The organism is Corynebacterium glyciniphilum AJ 3170, assembly GCF_007673095.1.
GTDB lineage: Bacteria > Actinomycetota > Actinomycetes > Mycobacteriales > Mycobacteriaceae > Corynebacterium.
In genome coordinates, this window is the sequence record NZ_VDYZ01000012.1 from 37,831 (window position 1) to 54,135 (window position 16,305).

At 67.4% G+C, this 16,305-nt stretch carries 14 protein-coding genes; 6 read left to right on the forward strand and 8 right to left on the reverse strand.

The features are described from left to right. The first annotated feature begins 9 nt into the window (after positions 1-9). Entirely contained in the window at positions 10-1,161 is a 1,152-nt protein-coding gene (locus FS507_RS12355; RefSeq protein ID WP_145943097.1) for a GuaB3 family IMP dehydrogenase-related protein, read from the forward strand. Positions 1,162-1,279: 118 nt separating this feature from the next. On the opposite strand, the gene FS507_RS12360 is transcribed toward FS507_RS12355, so the two are convergent. Beyond that, positions 1,280-1,588, reverse strand: coding sequence for a hypothetical protein (locus FS507_RS12360; RefSeq protein ID WP_145943098.1), 309 nt, complete (start codon positions 1,586-1,588; stop codon positions 1,280-1,282). Next, on the reverse strand, positions 1,585-2,844 hold the full coding sequence (locus tag FS507_RS12365; protein ID WP_260853396.1) for a Na/Pi symporter: 1,260 nt from the start codon (positions 2,842-2,844) through the stop codon (positions 1,585-1,587). Before FS507_RS12365 ends, FS507_RS12360 begins: the two co-directional genes overlap by 4 nt. Positions 2,845-3,085: 241 nt before the next feature. Here FS507_RS12365 and guaA point away from each other — a divergent pair, with 241 nt between their 5' ends. Then, the gene (gene guaA / locus FS507_RS12370) at positions 3,086-4,630 is read left to right on the forward strand and encodes a glutamine-hydrolyzing GMP synthase (RefSeq protein WP_145943163.1); all 1,545 of its coding nucleotides are present in this window, start codon (positions 3,086-3,088) and stop codon (positions 4,628-4,630) included. An 89-nt stretch (positions 4,631-4,719) separates the two neighbouring features. Here the strand turns inward: guaA and FS507_RS12375 are convergent, their stop codons facing one another. Then, positions 4,720-5,166, reverse strand: coding sequence for a hypothetical protein (locus FS507_RS12375; protein WP_075811240.1), 447 nt, complete (start codon positions 5,164-5,166; stop codon positions 4,720-4,722). Positions 5,167-5,347: 181 nt separating this feature from the next. Between FS507_RS12375 and FS507_RS12380 the strand changes: the two genes are divergently transcribed. From FS507_RS12380 to FS507_RS12390, 3 genes are read left to right on the forward strand one after another with little or no spacing between them, the layout of a single operon-like run. Next, a complete protein-coding gene (locus FS507_RS12380) occupies positions 5,348-6,070 on the forward strand; it encodes a hypothetical protein (protein WP_145943100.1) in 723 nt (240 codons plus the stop codon). Then, a complete protein-coding gene (locus FS507_RS12385; protein WP_145943101.1) occupies positions 6,067-7,725 on the forward strand; it encodes a Y-family DNA polymerase in 1,659 nt (552 codons plus the stop codon). Before FS507_RS12380 ends, FS507_RS12385 begins: the two co-directional genes overlap by 4 nt. 26 nt (positions 7,726-7,751) lie before the next feature. Next, entirely contained in the window at positions 7,752-8,990 is a 1,239-nt protein-coding gene (locus tag FS507_RS12390; protein ID WP_145943102.1) for a sucrase ferredoxin, read from the forward strand. Here FS507_RS12390 and FS507_RS12395 read toward each other — a convergent pair. From FS507_RS12395 to FS507_RS12415, 5 genes are all read right to left on the reverse strand, one after another. Continuing rightward, positions 8,974-9,648, reverse strand: coding sequence for an AMIN-like domain-containing (lipo)protein (locus FS507_RS12395; protein WP_145943103.1), 675 nt, complete (start codon positions 9,646-9,648; stop codon positions 8,974-8,976). The two genes, FS507_RS12390 and FS507_RS12395, sit on opposite strands and share 17 nt — an antisense overlap. 75 nt (positions 9,649-9,723) lie before the next feature. Continuing rightward, a complete protein-coding gene (locus FS507_RS12400; protein ID WP_145943104.1) occupies positions 9,724-10,422 on the reverse strand; it encodes a methionine ABC transporter permease in 699 nt (232 codons plus the stop codon). Further along, a complete protein-coding gene (locus FS507_RS12405; protein WP_145943105.1) occupies positions 10,419-11,462 on the reverse strand; it encodes a methionine ABC transporter ATP-binding protein in 1,044 nt (347 codons plus the stop codon). The genes FS507_RS12400 and FS507_RS12405 overlap by 4 nt, the downstream gene beginning before the upstream one ends. Beyond that, the gene (locus FS507_RS12410) at positions 11,455-12,363 is read right to left on the reverse strand and encodes a MetQ/NlpA family ABC transporter substrate-binding protein (protein WP_260853397.1); all 909 of its coding nucleotides are present in this window, start codon (positions 12,361-12,363) and stop codon (positions 11,455-11,457) included. Before FS507_RS12410 ends, FS507_RS12405 begins: the two co-directional genes overlap by 8 nt. Positions 12,364-12,441: 78 nt before the next feature. Further along, positions 12,442-13,032 (reverse strand): helix-turn-helix domain-containing protein, encoded by a 591-nt coding sequence (locus FS507_RS12415; RefSeq protein WP_145943107.1) that lies wholly within the window; start codon positions 13,030-13,032, stop codon positions 12,442-12,444. 46 nt (positions 13,033-13,078) lie between these two features. Here FS507_RS12415 and FS507_RS12420 point away from each other — a divergent pair, with 46 nt between their 5' ends. Next, a complete protein-coding gene (locus tag FS507_RS12420; RefSeq protein ID WP_145943108.1) occupies positions 13,079-16,264 on the forward strand; it encodes an error-prone DNA polymerase in 3,186 nt (1,061 codons plus the stop codon). The last annotated feature ends 41 nt before the right edge of the window (positions 16,265-16,305 follow it).

Below are 16,305 nucleotides of genomic sequence, written 5' to 3' on the forward strand. Positions count from 1 at the left end.
CAGGTACCCATGCAGGAACAGGTGAACATCGGGATGGGGCGGACGGCGCGCCGCGTCGTCGGATTCGACCAGATCAACATCGTGCCGTCACGACGTACCCGTTCGTCCCACGACGTCGACACGACCTGGCGGATCGACGCCTACCGCTTCGACATCCCCTTCATGGCGCACCCGTCTGATGCTGTGGTGACCCCGGAGTTCGCCGTGGAGTTCGGCCGTCTCGGCGGCCTCCCCGTCATCAACGCCGAGGGGCTGTGGGGGCGTCACCGTGACCTCGAGGGCGCCCTCGCGAGAGTCCGCACGGCCGCCGGTGACTCCGACCCGCTCGGCCTCCCCGCCCCGGACAATGCCGCACAACGCGTGCTCCAGGAGCTGCACGCTGCACCGGTGGACCACGGTCTGCTGGCGGAACGACTGGCGGAGGTCCGGGACTCCGGTGTGACCTTCGGTGTTCGTGTCTCCCCGCAGAACGCCCGCGACTTCGCCCCCGCTCTGATCAAGGCGGGCATCGACCTGCTGGTGATCCAGGGCACGCTGGTCTCGGCGGAGCACGTGTACTCCAACGGTGAACCGCTGAACCTCAAGGAGTTCATCGGCTCGGTGGACGTCCCCGTCATCGCCGGCGGGGTGGTGGACTACACCACCGCGATGCACCTCATGCGGACCGGCGCGGCCGGTGTCATCGTCGGGTCGGGCACCACGACGAACAGTCAGGCGTTGGGGATCGACGTCCCCATGGCCTCCGCGGTCGCCGACGCCGCCGCTGCCCGGCTGGACTACCTGGATGAGACGGGTGGACGGTATGTCCACGTCATCGCCGACTCTCACATGGAGGTCGCCGGTGACATCGCCAAGGCCATCGCCTGTGGGGCGGACGCCGTGTCCCTCGGGGCGCCGCTGGCCATGGCGGACACCTCCGGCGGGCGGGGCCATTTCTGGCCTTCCGTGGCGGCACACCCGAGCCTCCCCCGTGGCGAGGCGGAGGCGGTGTACGGCACCTTCGGTTCCCGCGAGACCCTGCCGCTGGAGAAGCTGCTGTTCGGCCCCACGGACACCCCCTACGGCGAGGAGAACCTCGTCGGTGGCCTGCGACGGTCGATGGCCAAGTGCGGGTACACCGACCTGAAGAGTTTTCAGAAAGTCCCGTTGGCGGTGCGCTGACGCAGCCGTGGTTCTGCCCCGGGGATGGGGCGCGTTATCCACAGGTGGCAGAGCAGGTGGTTCAGCGGCAGAGGTACCGGTCGGTTTTTACCTCTGATCCGACCGGTACCTCTGCCGTTCAGACGGTGCCTCTGCCGGCACCGGGAGTATCTCCCGGCTGAGGGGCGTCGGACCCGGTACGTGGGGTGTGCATGTCCCGGGCCTGGCGGTTCGCACGGAGTTCCTCCAGGAGCTCGTCGAAGAACAGGCGGGCGTTGACCCATTTCTCCGATGATGCGTTGATCAGGTGCGGGAGCTGTTCGACGGCGTCATGCTGCTGCCGGAGGCGACGATGTTCTGCAAGCTCCTCTCGGAGAGCCTGCAGAGCGTCTTCGGCATCGACGAGGATGCGTTCGAGCTGGTCTTCGGTGGGGTCGGGGGTGGTCACAGCAGCACCGTCAGCAGAATGAGGGTGGCGGGCAGGACGAGGAAGACTCCGATCACCCAGACCGCGACGTACAGCTTGTTTCTGGCCCCGAGCCGGGCGAGGGTCGAGGCGCCCGCCGGGGGAAGCCACCGGAGGAAGGGCAGACCGTAGATCACCAGCAGTGCGAAGACGTTGTACAGGACGTGCACGAGCGCCGCCTGCAGTGCGAACTGTGCTTCCGGGCCGCTGAAGGCGAAGGCCGCGATCAACGCGGTGAGTGTGGTGCCGACGTTCGCGCCGAGGGTGAACGGATAGACCTGGCGGAGGGAGAAGGTGCCTGAACCGGCGAGCGGGACGATCAGTGACGTGGTGGTGGAGGAGGACTGGACCATCACGGTGATCAGTGTGCCGGAGGCGATTCCCGACACCGGGCCACGCCCGATGGCGGTATGCAGGATCTGTTTGGCACGCCCGACCATCACCACCTTCAGCAACGTGCCGATGAAGCTGATCACCGCCAGGATCATGGCGATGCCCAGGAGGATCAGGATGATTCCGTCCCAGGGGCCGGGGACGGGGGCGACGGTCGCGGTGATGATGTCGCCCAGGGGATCGGTGACACCGGTGACGGCGTTGCCGAGACCGCCGAAGACTGCGGCGAGGACGCCGCCGTCACTGCCCGCCATCTGTGTGGACAGCCAGTGTGAACTTTTCTCCAGGAGGCCGAAAGCCAGTTCCAGCGGGAGGAAGATCACCACGGCGAGCAGATTGTAGAAGTCGTGGATGGAGGCGGCGGCGAAGGCCCTGCGGAAGGATTCGCGGTCGCGGACCATGCCGAGACTGACCAGGGTGCTGGTGATCGTCGTCCCGACGTTCGCACCGATCAACATGGGGACCGCCGTGGCCATCGGCAGGCCTCCGGCACAGAGACCGACGATGATGGCGGTCACGGTGGTGGAGGACTGGATCAGCGCGGTGGCCAGCAGCCCGATCATGAGTGCGACCAGGGGGTTGGAGGCGAAGGAGAAGAGTTCCTCGGCCTGGCCGCCGGTGGCTGCCTTGAACCCGCCGCCGACGACGGAGACGGCGGTGATCAGAAGGTAGATTCCCAGCGCCACGCAGAACCAGTTCGCCCAGGCGAGGGGGCGTCCACGGAGCCCCAGGCGGGTGAGTGGGCTGCGCACCGGTTCGGGTGGGGCGGTGCTGGTGGTCTCGCCTGTCTCCGTGTCGTTGGTAACGGTGGAGGCGGGTGAGCGGTCGGTGACCTCTGCCGGCACGTGGGGCTCCATTCATGGTCGACGACGTGTCGTGGGGTACTCCCCTGTGAGTGTATGGGGTTCACCCCGGTCCGTGAAGTCCCGAGGTGAACGGCGGATGAACTCTGGGCGCAGGGGTTGTCCGCCACCGACGGTAACGGCAGGTGGGGCGTTCGGTAGAGTAAGCGTCGTGACACATCAGCAGCAGTCCGGCACATCCGCCGGCAGTCCCCGTCCTGAATCCCGGCCCGCCCCACGTCCTGTGTTGGTCGTCGACTTCGGCGCCCAGTACGCGCAGCTCATTGCACGTCGTGTGCGTGAGGCGCGGCTGTACTCCGAGGTCATCCCCCACTCCATGCCTGTCGAGGAGGTGGCCGCGAAGAACCCGGCGGCCCTGATCCTCTCCGGCGGGCCGTCCTCCGTCTACGCTGACGGCGCCCCGGCACTGCAGAAGGAACTGCTGGAGCTCGGCGTCCCGGTTCTCGGCATCTGCTACGGCTTCCAGGCGATGACCCATGCCCTCGGCGGCACTGTCTCGCACACCGGCGATCGTGAGTACGGCCGTACCGAGATCTCGGTCGACGGCGGTTCGTTGCACACCGGTTTCGAGTCCACGCACCAGGCGTGGATGAGTCACGGGGACGCGGTGAGCGAGGCTCCTGAGGGGTTCACCGTCACCGCACATTCCGACGGCGCCCCGGTGGCGGCCTTCGAGTGCCTGGACAAGCGCATGGCGGGCGTCCAGTACCACCCGGAGGTCCAGCACTCCCCGCACGGTCAGGAGGTGCTGACCCGTTTCCTGTATGACGTCGCGGGTCTCGAGCCCACCTGGACCGCCGGTAACATCGCCGAGCAGCTCGTCGCCGCGGTGCGCGAGCAGGTCGGTCCCGAGGGGCGCGCCATCTGTGGACTGTCCGGCGGGGTGGATTCCGCGGTGGCTGCCGCGATCGTGCAGGAGGCCATCGGTGACCGGCTGACCTGTGTCTTCGTGGACCACGGTCTGCTGCGGGCAGGTGAGCGTGAGCAGGTCGAGCATGATTTCGTCGCCGCGACCGGCGCGAAGCTGGTCACCCTGGACGAGCGGGCGGCGTTCCTGGGCAAGCTGTCCGGCCTCACCGACCCGGAGGCGAAGCGTAAGGCGATCGGTGCGGAGTTCATCCGTTCCTTCGAGCGCGCTGTCGCCGGGGTGCTGGAGGACGCACCGGAGGGCTCGTCCGTGGACTTCCTCGTCCAGGGCACCCTGTACCCCGATGTGGTGGAGTCCGGTGGGGGATCGGGCACCGCCAACATCAAGAGCCACCACAATGTCGGTGGCCTGCCGGACGACGTGGAGTTCACCCTCGTCGAGCCGCTGCGCCTGCTGTTCAAGGACGAGGTCCGTGCCGTGGGACGCGAACTGGGGCTGCCGGAGGTCATCGTCGGCCGTCAGCCGTTCCCCGGGCCGGGGCTGGGTATCCGCATCATCGGTGAGGTCACCGAGGACCGTCTGGAGACCCTGCGTGCCGCGGACGCCATCGCGCGTGCCGAGCTGACCGCCGCGGGTCTGGACAACACGATCTGGCAGTGCCCGGTCGTCCTGCTCGCCGACGTGCGTTCGGTGGGTGTGCAGGGCGACGGGCGTACCTACGGGCATCCGGTCGTCCTGCGTCCGGTGACCAGTGAGGACGCCATGACGGCGGACTGGACACGGGTGCCCTACGAGACCCTGGAGCGGATCTCGACCCGGATCACCAACGAGGTCGCGGAGGTCAACCGGGTGGTGCTCGACGTCACGAGCAAGCCCCCGGGAACCATCGAGTGGGAGTGACCTGACGCAGGTGACCCCCTTTCCCCGGACGGTGTGTTCCGGGGAAAGGGGGTCCTGTGTTTCTCGGTGGCTCCGCAGGCTCGGTCGGCTCAGGCGTTACGGGCGTCGACGGCGGCGAGGTCCTCGAGTTCGCGTGTGCCGTCGATCCGGGGGACGACCTGCCAGGCGTACACCCCGGCCACGGCCCAGGCGATGACGGCGATGGCCCAGTTGCCGAACTCGAAGGCGGGGACGAGCATCAGTGCGAGCCAGATCGGGAACAGTGGGACGACCTGTTTGACGCGGGTGGTGTAACGGTCCCCACGCGCCTCGACGGCGGCGCGGACGTCACGACGGTAGGGGTGGCTGAAGAGCCAGAGCAGGCCGGCGGCGAGGAAGACCAGCATCAGGACCACGCGGAACCCCGTGGACAGTGGAGTCGCCAGTGCACCCACACCGGCGCCGATGAGGACCGCGACACCGGCACGCAGGGGGCGTGGAGTGACGGGGGTGGGGTTGACGGGGTGGTTGCCGGAGGGCTTCGTGCTGCGTGCCATGGCTGTCCATCGTAGTCGGCGGGTGGGGTTTGACGGTCACCCGAGGGAGGAATAGTCTGACACCACTAGAACTGGTGTTCTAATAGATGCGGCCGTCGGACGGTGTGTGTCACGACGTTCCCGTATCGTTGCCGTGGCTGGAATGGTCGTGGAGTGCTGTCAGGACAAGGAGGCGAGGGTCGTGGAGCAGGTACAGGGAACGGGTGTGCGAGACCGTGGGGCGATCGTCGCCGAACTCCGGAGCAGGATCGCGACAATCGGCGACGGCGGCAGGGGCACCACCGGCGACCTGCCTGAGGTTGACCATACCTCGCGCGTCCCGGTGCCCGGGTGGCTGTCGGAAGCCCTGGTGGCCGGTGGTCTCCCGCGGGGTGCGGTGACTGCCGTGGACGACTGTCCGGCAGCCCTCGTGGACCTGCTGACCACCCTGACCGCGGACGGCGGGTGCGCGGCGGTCGTCGGGTATCCGCGTCTGGCGTTGGCGGCGGTGGCCGCCGGTGGTGGGGATCTGGAGCGGTTGATCCTCGTCCCGGATCCGACGCCGCATGCGACGGCTGTCGTGGGCACCCTGATCGAGGGGGTGGACATGGTCGTGTACGCGGCGCCGGCGGCAGTGTCCCCGTCTGCTGCGCGTCCGGTGGAGGCACGTCTGCGTAGGAGCCGGTGTGCCCTGGTCGTGTGTGCCGGCGTCCGCTCCTGGCCGGGGTCACGTCTCCACCTGTCCTGGCGTACCGACGGGGTCACCGGTCTCGGTGTGGGGTCAGGCCGGGTACGGGGTGTGTCGGTGGTCGGCCAGGCGTGGGGTCAGGCTCAACCGCCGCAGACGTTCCGGGGCACTGTCGGGGCGGATGATGCGGCGGTCGACCTGCGACGGTCACAGCTTCCGGAGGAGAGGGCACTGTGAGCGCGCATCGTGTGGTCGTCCTCTGGTTCCCCGACTGGCCGGTGTACACCGTGGCTCTACGCCGGGGGTGGGACCTGCTCGCACCTGCTGCGGTGGTGGACAATCACCGGGTGCATGCGGCGAACGCCGCGGCGCGTCGGGCGGGGGTGCGTCAGGGCATGAAAGAGAGACATGCGGTGGGGACATGCCCGTCCCTGCAGGTCGGCGAGGTGGAGGAGTCTTCGGAGGCGGAGGCACATGAGGAGGTTCTGCTCGCCCTGGAGGCCGTCGCCGCCGGGGTGGAGACACTGCGGCCGGGGTTGCTCGCCTTCTCCGCCTCTTCCCTGGTGCGCTACTACGGTGATGAGGCCACGGCCGTGGAGTTGCTGGTGGACGCCGCGGCCCGTGTCGGGGCGGACTGCCTGGCAGGGGCGGCCGACGAGGTTGTCACCGCGGTGTGGGCTGCCCGGGAGGGGCGCCAGGTGCCCACGGGAGAATCGAAGGGCTACCTGGCGGGCCTGCCGTTGCAGGTCCTGGCCGCTGAAGGATCATTGGGGCCTCCGCGGAGCATGGTGTCGGTCCTGGCACAGTTGGGGATCCGCACACTCGGCGATTTCACGGCGTTGCCGGTCACGGATGTCGCGGGACGGTTCGGCGAGGAGGGGGTTCGGTGGCACCGGATCGCCTCCGGTGAACCGGAACGCCCGGTCTCCCCGGAACGCACCGCTGTCCCGGTGGAAGTGCGGGTCGAACCGGAGGAGCCGGTCGCGGACACGGCGACGGCGGCGTTCCTCGCACGCCAGGCGGCCGTCCGTCTGCATGAACGACTGGCGGAGACGGGACAGGTCTGTCTCCGGCTGGCGGTACGCGCCCACCTGGACCCGCCTGCGGGATACCACGGACCGGTGGTGGTCGAACGTCTGTGGAGGTGCCGGGAGCCTCTGACGGAGGAAGACACCGCCCAACGGGTGCGCTGGCAGCTGGACGGGTGGCTCACCCGGGTGCGGGCCCACCTCCCGGAGACACCGGACGGCGTCGGCGGGATCAGTGCGATCGACCTGGTGCCGGTGGAGTGTGTGTCGGCCGGTGAGGTGGCCGAGGCCCTCTGGGGAGGGCCGGACGTGGGAATCCGTGCGGCACGGGCCGCCGCAGCCCGTGCCCAGGCGTTGATCGGTACCCGTGGGGTGCTGCGCCCGGTGCACCGTGGTGGGCGGGCGGTGGCCGGACGCGTGGTGTCGGTACCGTACGGCGAGCAGGATCCTGAAGAGGTCGCCGCCATGCGCGACCGTGCCTGGGACGGGGAACTCCCTGCGCCGTTGCCTGCCCTCATCGGGGCGCCGGAGACGGTGGGGTCTGCGCAGTCTTCCACCGCCGACCGACTCCGGGCGCCGGGGCCGCGGCACCCCGCCTCCTCCGTCCACCTCCTGGACGCCGCCGGTGAACCGGTGTGGGTCACCGGCCGTGGGGTGATGAGCAGCCCGCCGGTCGCCTTGCGGTGGGGCGGCAGGTCACTCCGTCTGACCGGGTGGGCCGGGCCCTGGCCGGTCGACGAGATGTGGTGGTCGGAGAGTGGTGCGGCACGCAGGTACGCCAGGCTTCAGGTCGCCACCGATGAGCCGTCGGCGTTCCTGCTGGTGTGCCGGGGAAAGGCATGGCGGATCGAAGCCACGTACTAGAGCGGTGGCGTACTAGAATCGGTGCCATGCCCACCACACGGAACCCCCGGTCGGGACTGTGCTCCGACATCACCCGGGAGCCCCTGCCCGGAACCGCGAAGACGGGACAGCTGATCGTCGCTGTTGAATATCCGCACGGCTGGGGGAGGGACATTCTTGACGGCGAGGCCCTGGGGAAGGACCTTGCCGGACAGGTGAAACGCTGGCTCAAGAAGTACCGTGCACAACTGCAGTTCATCCGACGGCCGGGTCGGGCGGGACAGGTCAGTACCGGGCAGGACGGTGCCGCCGTGGCCTTCATCGCCGACGCCGCGGCCACCCCGCCGACGCTCGAACGTCTGGAACTCCCCGGTGGGGTGCGTGGTCTGTTGGAGGTGGACCTCTCGACGCCGGGGGCAGTGCCCGGTGCCACCCGGGTGGACCATCCTCTCCTGTTGGTCTGTACCCACGGAAAACGTGACCAGTGCTGTGCGGTGAAAGGCCGTCCCATGGCCGCAGCCCTGGCTGAGCGGTACGGCGGGGACACCGGTGAGAATGTCTGGGAGTCCTCGCACACCAAGGGACACCGGTTTGCTCCCTCAATGATCCTTCTGCCGCACAACTACTCTTTCGGGGATCTCGACGTCCCCGGTGCCTCGGCGATGATGGACACTGTCGTCGACGGTCAGTTGCCGGTCACAGGAAACCGGGGGAGAGGGACCGTCGACTCCCAGGGACAGGTCGCCGAGCTGGCAGTGGCTGCGTTACTTGGGTCGCAGGGGGAGCCTCCGGGGTTGGGGGAGCTGACCGTGGAGAAGTACGTGGCCCCCGAAGGCTCAGCTGCACCGTCGGGGACTGTCGGCGACGTTGAAGCGACCCGGGCCGAAGCCTATGCCGCATTCACTGACGCGGTGGACCCTGAACTCCGGCGTCGCGCAGGTGAGCTGATCACCGAACGGATCGAGATGAAGGCCACCGGGCGGCACACCGAACTCAAGGACCTGTACCGCCAGGGATACTTCGATCCCGTCCGCGACTATGAACGCACGGTGAAGGACGCGGCGGCGGCACACGGGCTCGGGCGAAAGAAAGACAAGAAAGACAAGAAAGACAAGGGTGCGCGACGCAATCCCGAGGTCCGGGTCCGGCGGGGCGGGGAGTCCTGGGTCGTGACGTTGGAGTCGCGGACCTGCCATCCCGTCGTCTCGTCCTGCGGGGACCGTCCCAAGGACGGACGCTCATGGGTCGCAGTCGACGTCCGGGCGGAGGTCAGTTCCGCCGCGTGACATCCACCACGATCCGGGTCGGTGAGTCCAGCAGGGTGACCTTGTAGGAGGGGTTGTCATCCGCCAGTCCGATGACGATGCGCTGCATGCCCTCGAAAACCCCCTGGACATCCACCGAATGGACGACGCCCTCGGCGGCATTGTGGACCGGAGCCGGGTCGCCGGTGGCATCGGTGGGCATCTGTACACCGCGGACGTCGATCACCAGTGCGGTGTCACCCTCGTAACTGATCGGAAGGCCGGAGCCGTCAGCGGTGGGAGCCTTGTCGGTGGAGACGTACCAGCCCGGGGCTCCCTCCCCGTCGAGCTCGACGACGATCCGGTCGAAACCCCCGTGACTTCCCGCACGGACCTCCGAGACGGTCATCTCGGTGTCGTCCTCAGGGAGGACATCCAGCGGTTGTGACCCGGTCAGGGGGCCGGACTCATTCGATGTGCGCGGGACCGGAGAGCTGAGCTCTGCCCCGGGAACGTCGGGCTCCGCCGTGTGCGGGGCGGTTCCGGTGGCAGCACTGACCGCCGTGACCTCATCGTCCCGAGGCGACTGGTCAGAGCCGGAGCATGCGACCAGTGATACGCAGAGACACCCGCTGGCCAGGGTGGCGCCGACGGTGGCGGCGCGACGTCTGGTGTGGCGGGTGTCTGCGGTTGTACTCACGAGGTCAGAGAATACCCGGCAGTACAGTGAAAATCACCGCTTATGACGGGGAGACCCCATATTGTGACCGGATTGTTACCGGCGCATGATCCGGCGCGCCAGCCAGTTACCGAGCAGCTGTGCGGCCTGCACGATCACGATGATCGTGACCAGGGCGACGTAGGTGACATTGCTGTCGAACGCACGGTAACCGTACTGGATCGCGAAGTCTCCCAGCCCGCCGGCTCCGATGTAGCCGGCCATGGCGGACATGTCGATGATCGCGATGAACATGAAGGTCGCACCCAGGATCAACGGTCCGAGAGCTTCGGGGATGATGACGGTGAAGATGATCCGGAACGGGCCGGCTCCCATCGACCGGGCGGCCTCGATGACACCCGGGTCGATCGAGACGAGGTTCTGCTCGACGATGCGGGCGGCGCCGAAGGAGGCGGCGATGATGATCGCGAAGGTCGCGGCATTGATTCCCAGGATCGACCCGACCACGACCTGTGTCAGCGGCCCCAGAGCCGTGATCAGGATGATGAACGGGATGGGCCGGACGATGTTGACCAGAATGTTCAGGACCCAGAACACCGGACGGTTGGCCAGGACCCCACCACCACGGGTGGTGTACAGCAGGACGCCGAGTACCAGGCCGATGACACCGCCGATGGCCAGGCCCCAGATCGCCATGTAGAGCGTCTCGACAATGGCGTCCTGGTAGATGGGTGTCAGGAAGTCCCAGTTGGTGTCCTTGGCGAGAAGGAGAGTGTCAGTGCTGGTGGAGCTCATCGGATCTCCTCAATCTCGGTCGTGGCGGACAGGGTGCGGTAGAACGCCTCGACGGCGTCCTCACCCTCAGGCGTGGTGGCGGTCATACGCACCGTGAGCCGTCCGAAGGAGTGGCTCTGCAGCGTGGTCACACCGCCGTGGACGATATTCACGCTGACGCCGGCCCGTTCGACCTCGGAGATCGCGTGGAAGAATCCCGCTCCCTCCTTCATGGTGACGGTGAACAGGCGTCCGCTCTGGTTCTGCAGAGCCTCGGACTCCACCATGTCGGGGGTGTTACGCAGGGAGGTGGCCACGAAGTTCGCCGCGGTCTCGGTCTGCGGCTGGGAGAAGACCTCGTACACGGAGCCCTGCTCGACGACGTGTCCGTTCTCCATGACGACCACACGGTCACCGATGGTACGTACGACCTCCATCTCGTGGGTGATCACCACGATGGTGATGCCGAGGTCCTCGTTGACCTTACGCAGCAATTCCAGGACCTCGCGGGTGGTGGTGGGGTCCAGGGCGGACGTGGCTTCGTCGGCCAGCAGCAGGGACGGGTTGGTCGCCAGCGCGCGGGCGATGCCCACACGCTGCTTCTGGCCCCCCGAAAGCTGCTCGGGATAGGACCGGCCCTTGTCGGAGAGCCCGACGAAGTCCAGCAGTTCCTTCACCCGGGCCTCACGCTCGGTCTTGCCCATGCCCTGCAGCTTCAGCGGGTAGGCGACGTTGCCGGCGACGGTGCGGGAACTCAGCAGGTTGAACTGCTGGAAGATCATGCCGATGTTGCGGCGGATCCCCCGCAGCTCCCGTTCGCTGAGCGGGACGATGTCCTGTCCGTCGAGCAGGACCTGGCCACTGGTGGGCTTGTCCAGCCCGTTGATCTGCCGGACCAGCGTGGACTTGCCGGCACCGGAGTAGCCGATGATGCCCACGATCGATCCGGACGGGACGGTGATCGACACATCCTCCAGGGCGGTGACGGACTTCTTCCCCTGGGTGAAGACCTTCCCGACGTTGCGGAACTCGACGGCGGTGCCGTTGGCTCCGTTACTCATCCGAGTCCTCCGGGTCACCCTGCTCGCGGATCTGGTCCTCGGTGGTCGCCAGGATGTCCTCGAGCTCCTCGGGGGTGAACTCGGCCTTGACCGCGCTTCCGCCGGTGTCGTTGGCGACGGCCTCCTGGACCTCGTCGGAGTGCCAGATCTCGACGAGCTTCTGGTAGTCCTCGTTGTCCTTGTCTTCCTGGGTGGTCACCCAGACGTTGATGTAGGGCTGGGCGGCAGGATCGTCCGGGTCGTCCTTGTAGACGGCGTCGTCTGCGGTGACATCCGCGTTGGCGAGGTAGTTGTTGTTGATGACGGAGGGTGTGCCGTCGTTGTAGGCGACGGCGGTCTGGGCTGCCTCGACCGGGGTGACCGTGACATCGGATTCGTCGGCGACGATGTCGGTGGGGCCGGGGGTCAGCAGGTTGTCGTCGCGGAGGGTCACGAGGCCCGCGGCGGCGAGCACCTTGATGGCGCGGCCCTGGTTGGTGGTGTCGTTCGGGATGACGACTTCACCGGCGTCGGCGATCTCCTCCACGGTGCTGGCGTCCTTGGCGTAGACCCCCATCGGGAAGGTCTGGGAGGAACCGAAGGGGACGAGGTCGTCGTCGGCGTTCACGTTGTACTGGGCGAGGTAGAGAATGTGCTGGAACTGGTTGACGTCCAGCTCGCCGTCCGAGAGGGCCGGGTTCTGGCGGTTGTAGTCGGTGATCGACTCGATCTCGACATCGATGCCCTCTTCGTCGGCCTTCTCCTGGAAGACCTGCCACTGGCTCTCGTTGGCCTCGGTGGAGCCGATGCGGATGGTGTCGCTGCTCTCGTCGTTGCCGTCGCTCATGCAGGCGGTCAGGCCGGCGGCAGAGAGCGTGGTGACAGCGCCGACGACGGCGGCCTTCTTCAGACGCGTGATCAAGGGGTCCTCCTGGGACGTCATGGGGTAGCGGGGTTTCGCGCAATGGTAGTAGTACTACAGGAGGATGGACCGCTCTGTCTAGTTGGTTTTCGGTGTCAGGTGCACCTTTTCCCCTCCCGGACTGCTGAGCCCGAGATACTCGACGGCTGTGTCACCTCCGGCGCCGAACCAGTGGGGCACCGTACATTCGAACTCGGCGACCTCACCGGGGCTGATCAGGTACTCCTGGCCGTCGAGGATCAGGCGCAGGGTGCCGGCCAGGACGAAGACCCACTCTCTGCCGGGGTGACTGTGTTGCCGGGGTGCTTTCTCGGGCCGTCGGTCGGCGGCGACGCCCGGGATCACATGTTTGAACGCGGTCACCCCCTGCTTGCCGTCACCGCCGAGCCGCAGGTGCACCGCGCCGCCGCGGTACAGCGGACGGATGTCGATCCGGGGGTCCCCGGTCTGAGGTGCACCGACCAGGTCGTCGAGGGCCACGCGGTACAGCCGGGCCAGGGGCATGAGCAGTTCCAGGGTGGGTCGTCGTCCACCGTTCTCCAGTCGCGACAGGGTGCTGCGGGAGATGCCGGTGGCCTCGGCGGCGTCCGCGATGGTCATCGAGAGCTGCTGTCTTGTGGCGCGCAGGCGTGCGCCGACCTGGTCGAGATCGTCCGCGGTGCTGTCCATGTCTACAGAGTGTGCCACGTCCGGCCCGTGCGCTAGTATCGAACATATGTTCAGTAACGGTCGGGCGCTCAGCTGGTCGCGCCTGGAGCGCATCCTCTCCGGTATCGATGTCGGCCCCCTGCGGATCGTCGGGGAAAGTTCCGGAACACCCGTCGGCGCCACTGTTCCGGGCACCCGGTCCGCCACCGCTTTCGCTGAACTGCACGCCGCCGGGTCCTACAATTTCCTCCACGGCGCCAGCGATCCCGAGGACTACGTCGCCGCAGCGGTGGACCTGGGGCTCACAGCTCTCGCCGTGGTTGACCGGGACGGTCTCTACGGGGCGGCCAGACTGGCCACCGCTGCCGCAGAGGCTGCCTTGCCCACGGTCTTCGGCGCGGAACTCTCCGTCTTCGGCACTGATACCGCACCTCTGACCGTCCTCTGCCGTGGACAGGAGGGGTACCGACGGCTCTCACGCACGATCACCGGCGCCCGCATGGCCCGCCGTGACAAGGACGCGGCGGACTACCCCCCGCTGCAGGAGCTCGCGGAGTCTGCTGGCGGATGCTGGTACCTCCTGATCGATCACCATCATCTGCACCGGGCAGCGGAGATCATCACTGCATTCGGTGCGGAAACCTGCCTGGTGGAACTGGGACAGACCATGAGCCCGGCGGATGTCGACCGGAACCAGGCCCTGCACGACCTCGCCCTGGCACACGGGTTGACCGAGATCGTCTCCACCGCGGCGACCTGCGCGACCCCGCCCCAGGCGCGCCTCGCCGGGGCAAAGGCAGCCCTGTACGCGAGGGAGGACGTCTACGTCGCCACACCCCGCACCCACCCCCTCGGCGGGACCTGGTTGCGCTCTGGCGATGAGATGGTCTCCCTGGCGGGGGACTGTGACTGGATTGCCGCAGCTGTTGACACCAGTGTGCGTATTGCCGAGGAATGCGCCTTCACCCTCAACCTCATCGCGCCAGAGCTGCCGCATTTCCCTGTGGGGGACGGACACACCGAAATGAGCTGGCTGCGCATGTTGACGACCAAGGGAGCGGAGAAGCGCTACGGCACCCAGGAGGAAAACCCGGAAGCCTGGAAGACCATCGACCATGAACTGGGGATCATCGAGTCGCTGGGATTTCCCGGCTACTTCCTCATCGTCCACGAGATCGTCACCTTCTGCCACGACAACGACATCTTCTGCCAGGGGCGCGGTTCGGCGGCGAACTCCGCGGTCTGTTTCGCCCTCGGTATCACCAATGTCGACGCTGTCGGGGCAGGCCTGCTCTTCGAGCGCTTCCTTTCCCCGGAACGCGACGGTCCACCGGACATCGACCTGGACATCGAGTCCGGGCGTCGTGAAGAAGCGATCCAGCATGTATACACCAGGTACGGCCGGGACAACGCGGCCCAGGTCGCCAACGTCATCAGTTACCGGCGGAAAGGAGCGCTGCGCGACGCCGCCCGGGCCCTCGGATACGACCCGGGCCGCGTCGACGCGTGGTCCCGCCGGCTGGAGGAACCACCGGAACCGGTGACGACCCTGGCGGATTCACTGAAAGGCCAACCCCGCCACCTGGGCATCCACTCCGGCGGGATGGTCATCTGCGACCGGGCCATTGCCGACGTCGTCCCCACCGAATGGGCACGCATGGCGGACCGTTCCGTCCTGCAGTGGGACAAGGACGACTGCGAGGCTGTCGGACTGGTGAAGTTCGACCTTCTCGGCCTCGGCATGCTCGAGGCGCTGCACCACATCGTTGACCTCATCAAGGAGACCACGGGTGAATGTATCGAGTTGTGGAAACTCCAGCCCACCGAACCGGAAGTTTTTGCCATGCTCGCCCGTGCCGACGCCGTCGGTGTCTTCCAGGTGGAGTCCCGTGCCCAGCTCACCACCCTGCCTCGGCTGAAACCCACGGAGTTCTACGACCTCGTCGTCGAGGTCGCGCTGATCCGGCCGGGACCGATCCAGGGCGGTTCCGTGCACCCCTACATCCGCCGACGTAACGGGGTGGAGGAGGCCACTTATGATCCGCCGGAACTCGAAGACGTCCTGGAACCGGTCCTGGGGCGCACCTACGGTATCCCGCTGTTCCAGGAGCAGCTGATGCAGATGGCCGTCGCCGTCGCCGGGTTCACCCCCGCAGAGGCCGACAACCTGCGTCGTTCCATGGGATCAAAACGCTCCCCGGAGAAGATGGAGCGGATGCGTGGCCGTTTCATCGACGGTTCCTGCGACCTGCACGGGATCGACAGAAAGTCGGCGGAGAAGCTCTGGCACAAGATCATCGCCTTCGCGTCCTACGGTTTCCCGGAGTCGCATGCACAGTCCTTCGCCTCCCTGGTGTATTTCTCCGCCTGGTTCAAGTACCACTATCCCGCCGAGTTCTGTGTGGGCCTGCTGCGCGCCCAGCCGATGGGGTTCTACTCGCCCCAGTCACTGGTCTCCGACGCCCGTCGGCACGGTGTCGGTGTACGACCGGTGGACATCAACGCCTCGCTGGTCGAGGCCACCGTGGAAGACGGTGACATTCGCCTCGGCCTGGGATCGGTGAAGGGGATCGGGAAGGAGACCGCGGGCCGACTCGTGACCACACGGTCGGAACGCGGCTCCGACTTCACCGAGATCGCCGACCTGTCACGCGAAGCCGGTCTCACCGTGGACGAGGTGTCCGCCCTGGCGCGGGCAGGGGCCTGCGACAGCCTGGGGCTCACCCGACGGCAGGCGCTGTGGGCGGCCGGGACCGCAGCCACCGAGCGCGCCGGGATGCTGCCGGGGATGTCCACGGTCTCCACACCCGCACTGCCCGGGATGAGTGCCTTCGAACTGGCCGCGGCGGACGTCTCCGCCACCGGGGTCACCTCTGACGGTCATCCGGTCCGCCTGCTGCGGGCCCGTCTGGACGCGTGGCCGGGGAACTTCTCGGTGGTGCCGGCGTCCGGGCTGTTGTCGGTGGAGAACGGGCGACGCATCCTGGTCGCCGGTGTGGTGACCCACCGTCAGCGTCCGATGACCGCCGGTGGAGTCACGTTTCTGGGGATGGAGGACGAGACCGGCCTGATCAACGTGATGGTGTCCCCGGGGCTGTGGCGGGCGCAGCGCAAGGTGGCGACCACCGCGCGCATGCTCATGGTCCGGGGCATCGCCCAGAACGCCGACGGTGCGGTGACCATCGCCGCCGACGCACTCGAGCCCCTGGAGATGGCCGATGTCCTGGCGTCCTCGTCCCGGGACTTCCGGTGACAGTCCGGTGCCAGGTGCTACAGGCACCACAGGAAGTATTA